15 protein-coding genes are annotated in these 14,384 nt (G+C 42.4%); 10 read left to right on the top strand and 5 right to left on the bottom strand.

The annotated features are described in order from the left end of the window. Positions 1-41 precede the first annotated feature (41 nt). The gene (greA, locus tag SKC37_RS10785) at positions 42-515 is read left to right on the top strand and encodes a transcription elongation factor GreA (RefSeq protein ID WP_377981477.1); all 474 of its coding nucleotides are present in this window, start codon (positions 42-44) and stop codon (positions 513-515) included. Here the strand turns inward: greA and SKC37_RS10780 are convergent. Next, positions 512-1,189, bottom strand: coding sequence for a YggS family pyridoxal phosphate-dependent enzyme (locus tag SKC37_RS10780; RefSeq protein ID WP_377981476.1), 678 nt, complete (start codon positions 1,187-1,189; stop codon positions 512-514). The genes greA and SKC37_RS10780 overlap by 4 nt on opposite strands. 97 nt (positions 1,190-1,286) lie before the next feature. Between SKC37_RS10780 and SKC37_RS10775 the strand changes: the two genes are divergently transcribed. The 4 genes from SKC37_RS10775 to rplI all read left to right on the top strand — a co-directional run bounded on the left by SKC37_RS10775 (position 1,287) and on the right by rplI (position 3,450). Next, the gene (locus SKC37_RS10775; RefSeq protein ID WP_377981475.1) at positions 1,287-2,261 is read left to right on the top strand and encodes a hypothetical protein; all 975 of its coding nucleotides are present in this window, start codon (positions 1,287-1,289) and stop codon (positions 2,259-2,261) included. 93 nt (positions 2,262-2,354) lie between these two features. Next, the gene (gene rpsF, locus SKC37_RS10770) at positions 2,355-2,717 is read left to right on the top strand and encodes a 30S ribosomal protein S6 (RefSeq protein WP_130894911.1); all 363 of its coding nucleotides are present in this window, start codon (positions 2,355-2,357) and stop codon (positions 2,715-2,717) included. Position 2,718: 1 nt separating this feature from the next. Further along, complete coding sequence (gene rpsR / locus SKC37_RS10765) at positions 2,719-2,970, top strand: 30S ribosomal protein S18 (protein WP_130894912.1); 252 nt, start codon at positions 2,719-2,721, stop codon at positions 2,968-2,970. Positions 2,971-3,006: 36 nt separating this feature from the next. Further along, complete coding sequence (gene rplI / locus SKC37_RS10760) at positions 3,007-3,450, top strand: 50S ribosomal protein L9 (protein WP_130894913.1); 444 nt, start codon at positions 3,007-3,009, stop codon at positions 3,448-3,450. 325 nt (positions 3,451-3,775) lie between these two features. On the opposite strand, the gene SKC37_RS10755 is transcribed toward rplI, so the two are convergent. Next, positions 3,776-5,005, bottom strand: coding sequence for an isocitrate dehydrogenase (NADP(+)) (locus SKC37_RS10755; RefSeq protein WP_130922799.1), 1,230 nt, complete (start codon positions 5,003-5,005; stop codon positions 3,776-3,778). A gap of 111 nt (positions 5,006-5,116) precedes the next feature. On the opposite strand from SKC37_RS10755, the gene purU reads away from it, so the two are divergent. Both purU and ffh read left to right on the top strand, forming a co-directional pair. Next, entirely contained in the window at positions 5,117-5,950 is an 834-nt protein-coding gene (purU, locus tag SKC37_RS10750) for a formyltetrahydrofolate deformylase (RefSeq protein ID WP_377981474.1), read from the top strand. Between the two features lie 45 nt (positions 5,951-5,995). Then, positions 5,996-7,330, top strand: a complete 1,335-nt coding sequence (gene ffh / locus SKC37_RS10745; protein ID WP_130894916.1) for a signal recognition particle protein — start codon at positions 5,996-5,998, stop codon at positions 7,328-7,330. Here ffh and pheT read toward each other — a convergent pair whose 3' ends face one another. Together pheT and def are read right to left on the bottom strand one after the other, a co-directional pair. Beyond that, positions 7,331-9,763 (bottom strand): phenylalanine--tRNA ligase subunit beta, encoded by a 2,433-nt coding sequence (pheT, locus tag SKC37_RS10740; RefSeq protein ID WP_377981473.1) that lies wholly within the window; start codon positions 9,761-9,763, stop codon positions 7,331-7,333. It lies immediately after the preceding gene. An 8-nt stretch (positions 9,764-9,771) separates the two neighbouring features. Continuing rightward, positions 9,772-10,344, bottom strand: a complete 573-nt coding sequence (gene def, locus SKC37_RS10735; protein WP_377981472.1) for a peptide deformylase — start codon at positions 10,342-10,344, stop codon at positions 9,772-9,774. 101 nt (positions 10,345-10,445) lie between these two features. Between def and SKC37_RS10730 the strand changes: the two genes are divergently transcribed. Genes SKC37_RS10730 through bioB form a run of 3 tightly spaced genes read left to right on the top strand, consistent with a single transcriptional unit; the run spans position 10,446 to position 13,887 of the window. Then, positions 10,446-11,063 carry an inorganic pyrophosphatase gene (locus tag SKC37_RS10730; RefSeq protein WP_377981471.1) on the top strand — a complete coding sequence of 206 codons (618 nt, stop codon included), beginning with the start codon at positions 10,446-10,448 and terminating at the stop codon, positions 11,061-11,063. A gap of 21 nt (positions 11,064-11,084) precedes the next feature. Continuing rightward, on the top strand, positions 11,085-12,854 hold the full coding sequence (sppA, locus tag SKC37_RS10725) for a signal peptide peptidase SppA (RefSeq protein ID WP_377981470.1): 1,770 nt from the start codon (positions 11,085-11,087) through the stop codon (positions 12,852-12,854). Between the two features lie 13 nt (positions 12,855-12,867). Further along, on the top strand, positions 12,868-13,887 hold the full coding sequence (gene bioB / locus SKC37_RS10720; RefSeq protein ID WP_377981469.1) for a biotin synthase BioB: 1,020 nt from the start codon (positions 12,868-12,870) through the stop codon (positions 13,885-13,887). A gap of 49 nt (positions 13,888-13,936) precedes the next feature. On the opposite strand, the gene SKC37_RS10715 is transcribed toward bioB, so the two are convergent. Continuing rightward, positions 13,937-14,368: a GNAT family N-acetyltransferase gene (locus tag SKC37_RS10715; RefSeq protein WP_377981468.1), complete on the bottom strand. Its 432-nt coding sequence runs from the start codon at positions 14,366-14,368 to the stop codon at positions 13,937-13,939. Between the last annotated feature and the right edge of the window lie 16 nt (positions 14,369-14,384).

Raw genomic sequence — 14,384 nt, 5'->3', positions numbered from 1 at the left:
TATTTTGTTTTTAAGCACTAAGGAAAAACCCTAAATAGATTATGGCAAAGTTTCAATATTACACCGCGGAGGCATTAGATAAAATTAAAGCAGAATTGCATTACTTAAAGATCACCGGTCGTTCTGACATGGCTAAGCAAATTGCGGAGGCACGTGACAAAGGGGATTTGAGTGAGAATGCGGAGTACGATGCAGCGAAAGACGCGCAAGGCCTGTTGGAATTAAAGATTTCTAAAATGGAGGAAATTATTTCTGTAGCGCGTGTCTTGGACGAATCGACCATTGATTTATCCGTCGTGTCGATTTACTCTATTGTTCAAATTAAGAATACGAAAACGGGAATGACCGTTACCTACACGATTGTCTCAGAAGAAGAAGCAGACTTGAAAACTGGAAAAATTTCGGTTTCGTCTCCTTTTGGAAAAGGATTACTAGGTAAAAAAGTAGGGGATTTAGCAGAAATCACGGCTCCAGCTGGTAAGCTAGAGTTTGAGATTATGTCCTTAACGCGTTAGTGACGAGGGCCGAAGATTGCTGAGCCCACGCGAACTAAGGTGGCACCAAGTTCTGCTGCGATCAAATAATCACCAGACATGCCCATGGACAATTCAGTCCATTCCACAAGACCGGTCGAAACGCCGGTTTTGTTGTTTTTGAGCTGTTGGAAGAAATCAGCTAGACTCTTGAACTCGCGTCGAATTTGCTGTTCATCCGCTGTGAAACTCGCCATGCCCATTAAACCCACGATGCGGATGTTTTTCATCTCTGCAAAAGAGGCATCTGCTAATAAGGCTTCGGCCTCATTAAAATCCAAGCCAAACTTACTTTCCTCCGTGGCTATGAACAGCTGAAGTAGACAGTTAATAACCCGGTTATTCTTAGCCCCCTGCTTATTAATCTCTTTCAATAAATTCAATGAATCCACCGAATGAATTAGGTGAACGAATGGCGCAATGTATTTTACTTTGTTCGTCTGTAAGTGTCCGATTTGGTGCCAAAGAATGTCTTTAGACAACACCGCTTGCTTTTCCACCATCTCCTGCACGCGGTTTTCCCCAAATTCAATCGCCCCCGCTGCCTGCGTTTCCTGCAACTCTTCGATGCTTCTGGTCTTAGTGACGACAATAAGTCGTGCAGTACTATCGTTTAATTGCTTATTAATCAATGAAATTTGCGCTGCGATGGACATGGGGAATAAAGACTAAATTTGTTTGGACTTAAAAATATTATTAAAATTAATTTATTATTTTTGATTCAGGAGTAAAAGAATAAATAAAGCAGATTAAATGGAATCCGATAATTCGAGGGAAAACGAAAGTAAGTTAAAGCGTCTAGTGACGTTGTTGACTATTTTGGTTTTTTTGTTAGCCGGCTGGATCCTCTTGGATAGATTGGGGTTAGTAGATCGATTTATTCCTCAATCGAAAGAGAGGTTCGTTGAAAATGCCCAGGTCAAACTAGACTCAGTGGCAGAGCAATTGAATTTGCGGTTAATCCAAATTAAAAAATTAGGCGGAAAGGTGAGTGAACTAGAAACGGCGAAAGCTCAAATTCTAGGAGATCAAAAACACCTGAATGAGATCGATCCGGCTGAATTCCAAAAGAAATTAAATTATTATTTGCATCTACTTGGTCAGAAAGATGCTGAAATCAAAAAGCTGAAGAAAGAAAACGTTGTGTTGATACTACGTAATGATTCCCTAAGCCGCGAAGCGCAGATATTAAAAGTGGGCCTCGTAAATATCCAAAAAGCGTTAGAGGACTCAAGCAAAACTTTTGGCCTGAAAGAGCGTGAGTTAAGTGAGAAATCTCGTGTTTTGGAAATTCGGAACAAGGAATTGACAGAGAAAGTGAGTGCAGCAGCTGCCTTGCGCGCTGAGGGCGTCAATGTCTATGCGATTTCTTCTAGAGGAAAAGAGTCGTCAGTGAATAATCAAAAGGCGAGAAAAGTGGACAAAATACGGGTGATGTTCCACTTACAAGAAAACTCCTTAGCCAACAAAGAGATTAAAGCAGTCTTTTTACGTATTATTGAACCTACGGGTACCACTATATCAGATTATAATTTGGGTTCAGGTACTTTTGACTTTAAAGGACGCGAATTGACTTTTACGAGTCGTCAACGTATTTTCTATGAAAATAACCACCAATCGGTGGAATTTATCTATTCAAGACCCAATGGCTTCAAGCCAGGTAAGCACGAAATCGAACTTTATGCCGAGGGGTATTTAATCGGCCTTGGTACTTTCGAGGTGCGTTAATTCTAAAATTTTGTTGTTAACGTTTTGATTGTGAAGTAATATTCGTACCTTTGCAGTCCAAATTTTTACCAGTTTTTAAACAACAATTTTTTTATGGAATTAAAAAACTATGAGACGGTGTTCATTTTAACTCCCGTTTTGTCTGAACAACAGACAAAGGACACTGTTGAGAAATTCAAGAATCTGTTGGTAGAAAACGGTGCGCAAATCGTTCATGAAGACGCTTGGGGCTTACGTAAGTTAGCTTACCCGATTCAGAACAAGCACACTGGATACTATCAAATTTTCGAATTTGCAGCAGCTCCTACTTTAGTCGCTAAATTAGAATTAGAATACAAGCGTGATGAGCGCGTGATTCGTTTCTTAACCCTAGCGGTAGATAAGCACGCATTAGCTTATAACGAAAAAAAGAGAAAAGGATTAGTAGGTAGAAAACCAGAAAAAACAGAAGCATAATATGACACTAGTTAACGAACCTGTAGATAAGAACGGAAACCGCAAGAAGTATTGCCGTTTCAAGAAATCTGGTATTCAATACATCGATTTCAAAAACCCTGATTATTTATTGAAGTTAGTGAACGAGCAAGGTAAAATCTTACCTCGTCGTATCACAGGAACTTCTTTGAAATTCCAACGTCGTGTGGCACAAGCTATCAAGCGTGCTCGTCACTTGGCTTTGATGCCTTACGTGGCTGACGGTTTAAAATAGTACCTTATCCAATAAACATTTGATTGTAAACATAAGATGGAAATTATATTAAAAACAGATATTGCTGGATTAGGTTACAAAAACGATATCGTTGCGGTGAAAGCTGGTTACGGTCGTAATTACTTAATTCCACAAGGTTTCGCTATCATGGCGACTCCGTCTAACCGCAAGGTTGTAGCGGAAAACATCAAGCAAGCTGCTCACAAAGTGGAGAAAGTGCGTCAAGATGCATTCGATTTAGCTACAGCTATCGGTGAAATGACATTAACTATTCCTGCGAAGACAGGTGATAGCGGAAAAATCTTTGGTCGTGTGACTAGCCTTCAAATTTCAGAGATGTTGAAAGAAAAAGGTTTCGATATCGATCGCAAGAAGATTTCATTCGATACAGAAGTGAAGACAACCGGCGATTATGCTGCTACGCTTGACTTACACAAAGAAGTAAAACACAAGATTGCTTTCTCTGTGGTTTCAGAATAGTATTTGAAACAAAACGATAAGAAGAAATCGCGCTGAGCAATCGGCGCGATTTTTTTATTTTATGCCTAGGCATAAAATAAAAAAATAGTCCGCAGGGAATTAGTCCGGAGTCCGGAGGAAGAGAGTCCGCCGGGAATTAGTCGGCACTGCTGCGCAGCAATGTCGTTTAGTCGTCCTGCGGACTTAGTCGAATGTGTCAGAAAAAAAAATCCGAAGAGGAATTTCTTCCCCTCCGGACTCTTTGACTTAGTTGCGAAGCAACGACTAAGACGAAGTCGACTAAGTCACGCAGTGACGACTCTTTGACTAAGCCGCCTGCGGCGACTTACGCTAACGCAGCCTTCAAATTCGTATCTAAAGCCTCTAAGAACTCTTCTGTGTATAAGTAGTGTTCTCCGTGAGTAACTTTGTTACCGTGGATACAAACGGCTAAGTCTTTGGTCATCTTACCTGACTCTACTGTCGCAACACATACTTTTTCCAATGTTTGGCAGAAATTAATCAAGGCCGCATTGTTGTCTAATTTACCACGGAACTCTAAACCACGAGTCCAAGCGAAGATAGACGCGATTGGATTCGTAGAAGTAGGCTTTCCAGCTTGGTGATCGCGGTAGTGACGAGTCACCGTTCCGTGAGCAGCTTCCGCTTCCATTACTTTTCCGTCTGGCGTAATCAATACAGAAGTCATCAAACCTAATGAACCGAAACCTTGCGCAACGGTATCAGATTGAACGTCTCCATCGTAGTTTTTACAAGCCCAAACAAAGTTACCATTCCACTTTAATGCAGAAGCCACCATGTCATCGATCAAACGGTGCTCATAAACGATCCCTGCAGCTTCGAATTTCGCTTTGTAATCTGCTTGGTAGATCTCTTCGAAGATATCTTTGAAACGACCATCGTATTTCTTCAAGATCGTGTTCTTAGTCGATAAATATAGAGGCCATCCTTTGCTCAATGCCATGTTGAAGCAAGAGTGCGCAAAACCTTTGATTGATTCGTCTGTGTTATACATGGTCATCGCAACGCCATCGCCTTTGAAGTTGTATACTTCGAACGTTTGAGCTGCACCACCATCTTCTGGTTGGAATGTAACGGTTAATTTACCTTTTCCTTTGGTAACGAAGTCAGTTGCGCGGTATTGATCACCAAACGCGTGACGACCGATCATGATCGGAGCAGTCCAGTTAGGAACTAAACGAGGAACGTTTGCACAAACGATTGGCTCACGGAAAACAGTACCATCTAGGATGTTACGGATCGTTCCGTTTGGAGATTTCCACATTTGCTTTAAATCGAATTCCGTTACACGAGCCTCATCAGGAGTGATGGTAGCACATTTGATACCTACACCGTATTTTTTGATTGCCTCAGCTGCTTCGATAGTTACTTGGTCATTCGTCTCGTCGCGGTATTCTACACCTAAATCATAGTACTTAATGTCTAGATCTAAATAAGGTAAGATTAATTTATCCTTGATGAATTTCCAGATAATTCGAGTCATTTCGTCGCCGTCTAATTCAACGACTGGGTTGGCAACTTTAATTTTTTCCATTTTTGTTATATCAAAATTTTGATAGGTTGTGTTAATCTTGCAAAGGTAAAGACTAAATCTTTTTTCCTCCATTATTTTGGGGTATTTTTGTCAAAATTTCGCTTTTTTTTGATGGAAACAGTAATTAAGATTGCTTGTAGGGATGAGAAGGGTTTAGTTCATAAAATAACGGGGGTGTTATTCGCTAAATTATTGAATGTCACCCAAACCAATGAATTTGTGGATGAACCTAAGGATCGCTTTTTTATGCGGGTTTCTTTTAGCGGATCTACAGATCTGAAGTTGCTGACTCAGGAGATCGAAGCCGTCTTGCCTTCAGATGCAAAAGTCGAGGTGATTCCGCCAGCTAAGAAGCGAGTTTTAGTATGTGTGACGAAAGAGCACCATTGTTTGGGAGATTTATTGATTAAATCTCAATTCGAAGATATGCCCTTTTCGATTGTGGGGGTGGTGGGTAATCATGCGGTGTTAGCACCACTTTGTGCCCAGTTTTCGATACCATTTACTCACGTGCCGGCAGAAGGGTTAACGAGAGAAGCGCATGAGGCGCAGCTTAGGCTGATTATTGATGCAGCAAATCCTGATTTAATTGTGCTGGCTAAATATATGCGCATTCTGACACCAGAATTTGCTTCTGCCTATTTAGGTAAGATGATCAATATTCACCATTCTTTTTTGCCTGCCTTTGTCGGAGCTAATCCGTACCAGCAAGCTTTTCAGCGTGGCGTAAAGATTATTGGAGCGACCGCTCATTTTGTGACGGATGATTTAGATGAAGGTCCGATTATTTGTCAAGATGTGGTGTCAGTAAACCACTCTTATGATGCGAAACAAATGTCGAAGGCAGGAAAGGAAGTAGAAAAATCGGTTTTGGCCAAAGCTTTGCAACTCGTCCTCGAAGATCGCGTCTTTATTCATGAAAACAAGACCATTTTATTTGATTAAAATTTGCCTGAAAAAGCGTAAATTGCAGTCCTTTTTTTAGATACTATGTTTGAGAATTTAAGTTCGAAGTTGACCACTGCTATGCGTACCCTGAAGGGGAATGGCAGAATTACTGATATTAACGTTGCTGCTACGGTAAAAGAAATTCGCCGCGCCCTGATGGACGCGGACGTTAACTATAAGGTGGCAAAAGAGATTACTGATCGCATTAAGGATCAGGCAATGGGCCAAAAAATCCTAATCTCCGTCGAGCCTGGTCAATTATTGATTAAAATCGTTCACGAAGAGTTAACCCAGTTAATGGGTGGCCAAAAGCAGGACATTAACCTAAAAGGCGATCCAGCTGTCGTTTTAATCGCGGGTTTACAAGGTTCTGGTAAGACGACTTTCTCAGGTAAATTAGCTCAATACATTAAAAAAGGGGGGCGCAATGTCCTATTAGTAGCCTGCGATATTTACCGTCCTGCGGCGATTGACCAATTGAAAGTATTGGGAGAGCAAGTAGGGGTGGAAGTGTACGCAGAGCCTGAAAATAAGAATGCCGTTAGCATCGCAGAGAACGCGTTGTCTTATGCCCGTAAAATGGGTAAAAAAGTAGTCATTGTCGATACGGCGGGTCGTTTGGCGGTGGACGAGGCGATGATGAATGAGATCGCTGCTGTAAAAGAGGCAATTAAACCAACGGAGATTTTGTTCGTCGTGGATTCGATGACTGGTCAAGATGCGGTGAATACGGCGAAGACCTTTAATGATCGATTAAATTTTGATGGCGTTGTCTTAACGAAATTAGATGGGGATTCCCGCGGTGGTGCGGCCCTTTCTATCCGTCAAATTGTAGATAAACCAATCAAATTCATTTCTACTGGGGAGAAAATGGAAGCCTTGGATCAGTTCTATCCTGATCGTATGGCGAACCGTATCCTCGGAATGGGGGACGTGTTGTCTTTAGTGGAGCGTGCGCAGCAGGCTTTTGACGAAGATGAGGCGGCTCGTTTAAATAAGAAGATACGCCAAAACAACTTTACGTTTGAAGATTTCTACGCACAGCTTCAGCAAATCAAGAAGATGGGTAACATCAAGGATTTGATGGGTATGGTGCCAGGGATGAGCCAAGCTGTTAAAGATGTGGATATTTCCAATGATTCTTTCAAGCCCATCGAAGCGATCATTAATTCGATGACAGCGAAAGAGCGTCAGAATCCAGATATTTTGAACCCATCACGCAAGAATCGTATTGTGGCAGGGTCGGGAACATCGATTCAAGAGGTGAATAACCTATTGAAGCAGTTCGAAGACATGCGCAAAATGATGAAAATGATGAACAAGGTTCAGGACGGAAAGATGAAGATGCCTAATTTAGGTGGCATGTTCAAGCGCTAATTACTTTCGAATTAGCGCCCCTATTTCTTTCTCGAATCCTTTCATTAAGCGATCCATCGTGGACTCAATTACCTTATCTGTTAAGGTTTGAGACTCATCTTGTAGCGTAAAGCTTACAGAATATGCTTTCTTGCCTTCGCCTAGGTTTTTGCCCTCGTAAACGTCGAATATCGACACATTTTTCAATAAATTCTTCTCGTATTGCTCCGCTAGTTTGCGGATGGCTTGGTAGCTAACCGTTTTATCTACGACAAGTGATAAGTCACGACGCACCTCTGGGAATTTGGAAATCTCCTGGTAGACGAAGTCTGCCTTTTCTTGCTTCACCCAGTAATCCCAATCGAAATCGGCGAAGAATACGTCTTGCTTTACCTCCCATTTACTAGCTAAATTCGGGTGAATCATCCCCACTTCTAGACAAGCTTTCTTATTGATGGAAATGCGTAATCCGAAGGCAAACACACTCGAATTTTCGATGGTATCTGTCTCAAATTCGGTTACCCCCATTGAGCGCATTAATTCGATACTGACTTGGTATAAGTGGTGTAGCGCCGTTTTTGTAGGTGCACTAGACCAGGTTTCTCCCGCCCATAAACCGGTTGTAAATAAGGCTAAATGTTTCTTTTCGATATATTTAGCGCCTTTTTTATGGTAGGTTTTGCCAAATTCAAAGACTTTCAAATCTTTTTGGCGGCGGTTAATATTGTGCGCTAACACCTCTAATCCGGCGAAAGACATGTGCTGTCTCATGACGCCTAAGTCTTCAGATAGGCGGTTTAGGATTTCTACCGTTTCGAAGGATAAATCTTTGGCGATCGATGCGTGCGCATCGGCTTTCGTTAATGAATTGGTGATGATTTCCTGGAAACCTTTGGCCGTCAAAATTTGTGAAATATTCAACTGCACGCGCTCCTTATCTAAAAGGGGAAATTCCGAAATGAAATTCGCGCTCAAATGATCCGATAACGGGATGTTATCCAAGCCATGAATACGCAAGATTTCCTCGATGATATCTGCCTCTCTGGTCACATCGACGCGGTAAGCAGGGGAGATAGCAACAAATTCGTCGCCTTTATCTGCTTCGATTTTGAAATCTAAAAGCGTTAAAATTTCCTTGATTCGCTCAGCCGCTAATTCAATACCGATGTATTGTTGCACGCGGCGAACGCTTACAGGAATACTAACTAATTCAACCTGAGTAGGGTAATAATCAATCGGCTCAGAGGTGATTTTACCGCCGGCTACTTCTTGAATTAATTGGGCTGCGTATTCCAAAGCGAATAATTTCGCCTGAATATCCGTGCCACGCTCGAAACGGAACGAAGCATCGGTTTTGAGTCCATGAATTTGGCTTGCTTTACGAATGCGTTCGGGCTTGAAGTGAGCGACTTCTAAAAATACACGTGTGGTGCTGTCTTTAATGCCAGAATCTTCTCCGCCCATCACGCCAGCCATGCCGATAGCGCCTGATGCGTCGCAGATCATCAATTCTTCGCCCGTTAATTTGCGCTCGATGCCATCTAATGTTTTGAATAAAGTACCAGTCGGTAAAGTATCGACGATTAATTTTCCGCCTTTAATTTCGTTCCAATCGTACGCATGCATCGGCTGGCCTAATCCATGGCATATGAAATTCGTGATATCGACCACGTTATTGATGGGACGCAATCCGATAGCCGCTAAACGTTCTTGTAACCAAGCCGGTGATGGTGCTACTTGAATACCATCGATGGTGATGCCACAGAAGCGATCGCACCCCGCGTCTTTTACTTCAACCGTGATAGGATGTGCATTGCTTTCGATCACTAAGGCTGGCGATGGCAATTGAATAGGTAGGCCAGTTACAGCACGAATATCGCGTGCTACACCCCAGTGAGAGGCTGCATCTGCGCGGTTTGGCGTTAATCCAATTTCTAATACTAAATCACCTGCAATGTCAAAAAAGGATGCGGCAGGTGTTCCGTTAGGCACCTGAGTATCCAAAACTAAAATCCCGTCGTGAGATGACCCTAAACCGATTTCATCTTCTGCACAAATCATTCCCTCAGATGGTTGTCCGTAGACTTTGCGCTTCTCGATTTTGAACAATTCTTTGCCCTCTTTGTCGTATAATTGGGTGCCAGGTGTGGCGACGATCACTTTTTGGCCAGCTGCTACATTCGCAGCTCCACAAACGATCGTTAATATTTCGTCCAAACCTGCGTCTACCGTCGTCAAGCTCAAGGTTTTCTCTTTCACTTCGAATTTTTCGCAGGTCAAAATTTCACCCACAACGAACCCTTTCAATCCACCTGGAACTTTATCGTGCGGCTCAATGCCTTCCACTTCTAGTCCAGTGTTAGTTAATAAAACGTCTAATTCTTCTGGGCTGCCTTGGGCAGGAAGCTTCGAAATATCAATAAAATCACGTAACCAATTAAGGGAAATTTTCATCTGTCTAATTAACGAGTAAGCTTCATTTTGTAATCCACGGAAACTTTTCCTCGCGTGATATCACTTAACTTATTTTTGATGAGGCGCTTCTTCACAGGATTCAAATGATCTGTGAATAAAATACCTTCGATATGATCGTATTCATGTTGGATAATGCGAGCAGCTAAGCTTTCGAAAATATCCGTTCTTTCTTCGCCTTGCTCTGTCCAGTAGTGAATTTTCACGTATTCTGGGCGATACACTTCGCCACGAATACCTGGGATAGAAAGACATCCTTCCTCGAATCCCCATTCGTCGCCTGTTTCTTCCAAAATAGTCGGATTCACAAACACCTTCTTAAATCCAATTAATGACTCATCCACGTCCTCGTCCTTTTCTCCTTCGTTCATGGGGCGACCATCCACCACAAATAAGCGAATGTCCATGCCGATCTGAGGCGCAGCTAAACCAACGCCGCTGGCCGCATACATGGTCTCAAACATATCTTCCGATAATTTGATTAAATCGAGGCTCCCTAATTCAATAGGGGATGCGACTTTTCTTAAAACAGGGTCCCCGTAGGGTATAATTGGATAAATCATGTCTATTAGCGCAATGCAAACAACAAATTTAGCAGAATTTATCCTTTGTTTTTCGTAATTTGCAGGGATTTTTAACCTAAGTTAGATTTAATAAAAAGATTATGAATAGAAACTTCTTTAAGGCACATCCTTGGCATGGCGTTCAAATAGGTGATCAAATGCCTGAATTAGTGACCGCGTTTATTGAAATTGTTCCTACGGATACGGTGAAATACGAGATTGACAAGCAAACGGGATATCTGAAGATCGACCGTCCGCAGAAATTCTCGAACATTGTTCCAGCTTTATATGGCTTTTTGCCACAAACATACTGTTCTGATGGCATCGCGGAATTAGCGCGAAAGTATTCTGGTAAGGATATTGAAAGAGGAGATGGCGATCCGTTGGATATTTTAGTGCTTTCAGAGCGTGCGATTACGCACGGAGATATTTTATGCCAAGCGATTCCGATTGGAGGAATTCGCATGATTGATAAGGGTGAGGCGGATGATAAAATTATTGCGGTATTGAAGGATGATCCGATTTATGGCAAATGGAAAGACATTGCGGATGCACCTAAAGATATCGTAGAGCGTTTGAGACACTATTTCTGGACGTACAAAATGTTGCCAGGAGAAACTACCTCCAATGCGGTAGATATTGATGACATTTATGGCCGTGATGTAGCGTTCGAAGTGATTCGCCAGGCACGGGAAGATTACCGTAAAAACTTTGGTTAGAAACCTTAATAATGTAAATCTATGTGGCAATTTGTCAAATATTCGTTAGCGACTGTCGTGGGACTTTTTCTTTTTGCGATCGTCTCCTTGTTGTTATTAGCTGGCGTAGGTGCTGCTATGGGTAGTTCGGATGAGGTCTACGATTTGAAAGATAATTCCGTCTTGAAATTAGATTTGAATCGCCCTATCGTAGAAAACGCTACGACGGAGGATAATCCGTTTGCGGCCATTACAGATTTGTACTTTGCTCCGCCAGAAAATTTGGGTTTGATTCAAGTATTGTCAGCTTTAGAGCGCGCGAAAGTCGACCCCAAAATAAAAGGCATTTACCTTGATGCTAGTTATCCAATCGCTGGATATGCGCAATTATCTGAAATTCGCGAGGCGATTCAGAAGTTCCAAAAGTCAGGGAAGTTTGTTTATGCCTATGCGAATTCGTATACGGAAAAAGGGTATTACATTTCTTCTGTGGCGGATAAGACGTATTTGAATCCGAATGGGTTATTGGATTTCAATGGAATTAGCGTTCAGTACTCGTTCTATAAGAAAGCCCTAGATAAATTAGAAATCGAGCCTTTAGTGTTCCGAGTGGGAACTTATAAGTCAGCCGTGGAGCCGTTCATTCGCGAAGATATGAGCGAAGAAAACAAGGCGCAGACCTCCTCTTTCTTGCAGTCGATTAACACCTATGTTTTTGACAAAATTGCTCGATCTAAAAATATACCTGTACGTAAATTAGATCAGATTGCAGACAGTCTTCAAGCTTTTGAGCCTGCATCTGCAGAGAAGCTTGGGATGGTGAAGCAAGGTTATTGGGATGAATTTGAGGTATTATTGAAGAAAGCATCAGGAGAAAAAGAGAAAATAAACTATGTGTCTTTGAATCATTATTTACAGGCCAAAAACCCGATTGACGAAGTAGAGGGAAAAGATCGTATCGCGGTTTTAGTGGCGGAGGGAGAGATTTCTGGAACGAGAGCAAGTGAGGGGAATATTGGTTCTGATGATTTCGTGAAAGAATTGAAGAAATTACGGGAGAGTAAATCAGTCAAAGCCATCGTACTTAGAATTGATTCTCCAGGAGGATCTTCTTTAGCGTCTGATATCATGTGGCGCGAGATTGAATTGACCAAGAAAGTAAAACCGATTATCTCCTCGATGTCAAATTATGCAGCCTCTGGTGGTTATTATATGGCGATGGGCACGGATGTAATCGTGGCACAACCTACGACAATTACAGGTTCGATCGGAATCTTTGCGGCCTGGTTTAATGTAGATAATTTCCTCAAAAATACCATGGGTATTACGCAGGATCACGTGAACACACACGCGAACTCGAATTTTATGACCTCGGCTGGAGCTTTAACCGATTTCCAGAAGTCAGTTGTACAAAACTCCGTGAACAAAGGATACTTGTCGTTTACGACGAAAGCGGCGGCAGGTCGCAAGATGACTTTACAACGTTTGCAATCGTTAGCAGGTGGTCGTGTTTGGACAGGAGCGCAAGCAAAACAGATTGGCTTAGTGGATGAATTAGGTGGATTGGACAAGGCAATTGAAATTGCGGCGGCTAAGGTGAAATTAAAGCCGGGTACTTACAAGGTTTCGGTTTATCCGAAGGCGAAATCTTTCGTGGACGAGTTGTTGAATTCAGCGACGTCTGAAACATCGCTTTCAGAGCGTTTATTAGCCAAAAATATTCCTTGGGCATCGTCTGTATTGGAGGTGAACCGTTGGAAAAAGAGAGAGGGCTTCTTAGCAATGATGCCTTATTTAATGGAATTTGAATAGAAATAAAGCTTATATGGTACGTAATAATTGGACTCGAGAAGAGGTAGAAAAAATATACAACCAACCCTTTTTGGATTTGGTCTATCAAGCGGCGACAGTGCACCGCGAGAATTTTGACCCGAATGAGGTCCAAATCTCTACTTTACTTTCCATCAAAACAGGTGGTTGTCCAGAGGATTGTTCTTATTGCTCGCAGGCAGCTCGTTACCACACAAATGTGAAGGTGCAAAAATTACTTCCTTACGAGGAAGTTATTCAAGCAGCAAACCGCGCGAAAGATAGTGGTAGTTCTCGATTCTGTATGGGAGCGGCTTGGCGCGAGGTGCGTGATAACAAGGATTTTGACCGTGTACTAGATATGGTGAAAGGCGTAAATTCCTTAGGCATGGAAGTTTGCTGTACTTTAGGCATGTTATCTGAAGAGCAAGCGCAGAAATTAAAGGAGGCGGGTCTTTATGCCTACAACCACAACATCGATACGAGTGAAGAATACTATGACGATGTCATCTCAACACGTACCTACGATGATCGCTTAGAGACGCTAGGGAACGTACGTAAAGCAAAATTATCTGTTTGTTCAGGCGGAATCATCGGAATGGGTGAAAGTGCGGGAGATCGCATTGGAATGCTTTTGACGTTGGCTAATTTGCCAGAGCACCCTGAATCTGTTCCAGTGAATAATCTAGTTCCAGTAGAAGGAACACCTTTTGAGAATCAAAAGACAGCCTCTGTTTGGGATCTAGTGCGCGTTATCGCCACTGCTAGAATCATGATGCCCAAGTCAGCGGTTCGTTTATCAGCGGGGCGTTTAGAATTAAACTACGAAGGCCAGGCTTTCTGCTTTATGGCAGGTGCAAATTCGATCTTCTCTGGTGATGTCTTATTGACGACGCCTAATCCGGATACGAAATCAGATGCGGAATTATTCCAAATCTTGAGCATCAAGCCGAAGGAAGCGTTCAAAGATGCACGTAAATCAGGTATTGAATTCAACCAGATTCCAAGTGCACAAGGCCTAGAGCACAAGCACTAGTTTTTACAAACATAAATGAAGCGCTATTTCGAAAGAGGTAGCGCTTTTTTTATAGGCTTTTCTGCATCCGGTAATGTTGGATCTCTCCAAACAATAAATACGATTCGGCAACAATTGTGTAGCCAATCGCTTCATAAAACGGCACGGCATTTTCTCTCGCCTCTAAGACTATTTCAGTCCAGCCTTTTTCAATTGCTTTCTCTTCTAAGTAAGCCATGATGGCTTTTCCAATTCCCTTTCCCTGAACGGCGGTTGCGATTGCTACACAGCGTACTTGACCTTGTTTTTCAGCCGATTCGTGCATGCGAGCTACGCCTAAAACCTTTGTGTCTTCAAGCGCAATCGCATGCATAGCCTGGTTTTCATCAGCAAGTATTTCTGAGCCCAGCGGTTGGTTCCAAGGCTCTCTTAATACGGTAAAACGCAAGGCGTAGTAGGCTTTCCAGTCCGAGTCGGTTTGGGGGGATTTTATTTCTAGCATAGAAGTGTAAAAAAAA

The organism is Aquirufa esocilacus (assembly GCF_042715595.1).
GTDB lineage: Bacteria > Bacteroidota > Bacteroidia > Cytophagales > Spirosomataceae > Aquirufa > Aquirufa esocilacus.
The sequence above is the reverse complement of the archived record's forward strand: the minus strand, read 5'-3'. Positions and strand labels throughout refer to the sequence as shown.

Excerpts from the sequence above, each read along its gene's own strand:
- SKC37_RS10755 (WP_130922799.1), bottom strand. The coding sequence starts at position 5,005 with ATGGAAAAAATTAAAGTTGCCAACCCAGTCGTTGAATTAGACGGCGAC.
- purU (WP_377981474.1), top strand. The coding sequence starts at position 5,117 with ATGGAAACAGTAATTAAGATTGCTTGTAGGGATGAGAAGGGTTTAGTT.
- greA (WP_377981477.1), top strand. The coding sequence starts at position 42 with ATGGCAAAGTTTCAATATTACACCGCGGAGGCATTAGATAAAATTAAA.
- SKC37_RS10715 (WP_377981468.1), bottom strand. The coding sequence starts at position 14,368 with ATGCTAGAAATAAAATCCCCCCAAACCGACTCGGACTGGAAAGCCTAC.
- rplI (WP_130894913.1), top strand. The coding sequence starts at position 3,007 with ATGGAAATTATATTAAAAACAGATATTGCTGGATTAGGTTACAAAAAC.
- bioB (WP_377981469.1), top strand. The coding sequence starts at position 12,868 with ATGGTACGTAATAATTGGACTCGAGAAGAGGTAGAAAAAATATACAAC.
- SKC37_RS10775 (WP_377981475.1), top strand. The coding sequence starts at position 1,287 with ATGGAATCCGATAATTCGAGGGAAAACGAAAGTAAGTTAAAGCGTCTA.
- rpsF (WP_130894911.1), top strand. The coding sequence starts at position 2,355 with ATGGAATTAAAAAACTATGAGACGGTGTTCATTTTAACTCCCGTTTTG.
- ffh (WP_130894916.1), top strand. The coding sequence starts at position 5,996 with ATGTTTGAGAATTTAAGTTCGAAGTTGACCACTGCTATGCGTACCCTG.
- SKC37_RS10730 (WP_377981471.1), top strand. The coding sequence starts at position 10,446 with ATGAATAGAAACTTCTTTAAGGCACATCCTTGGCATGGCGTTCAAATA.
- rpsR (WP_130894912.1), top strand. The coding sequence starts at position 2,719 with ATGACACTAGTTAACGAACCTGTAGATAAGAACGGAAACCGCAAGAAG.
- sppA (WP_377981470.1), top strand. The coding sequence starts at position 11,085 with ATGTGGCAATTTGTCAAATATTCGTTAGCGACTGTCGTGGGACTTTTT.
- SKC37_RS10780 (WP_377981476.1), bottom strand. The coding sequence starts at position 1,189 with ATGTCCATCGCAGCGCAAATTTCATTGATTAATAAGCAATTAAACGAT.
- def (WP_377981472.1), bottom strand. The coding sequence starts at position 10,344 with ATGATTTATCCAATTATACCCTACGGGGACCCTGTTTTAAGAAAAGTC.
- pheT (WP_377981473.1), bottom strand. The coding sequence starts at position 9,763 with ATGAAAATTTCCCTTAATTGGTTACGTGATTTTATTGATATTTCGAAG.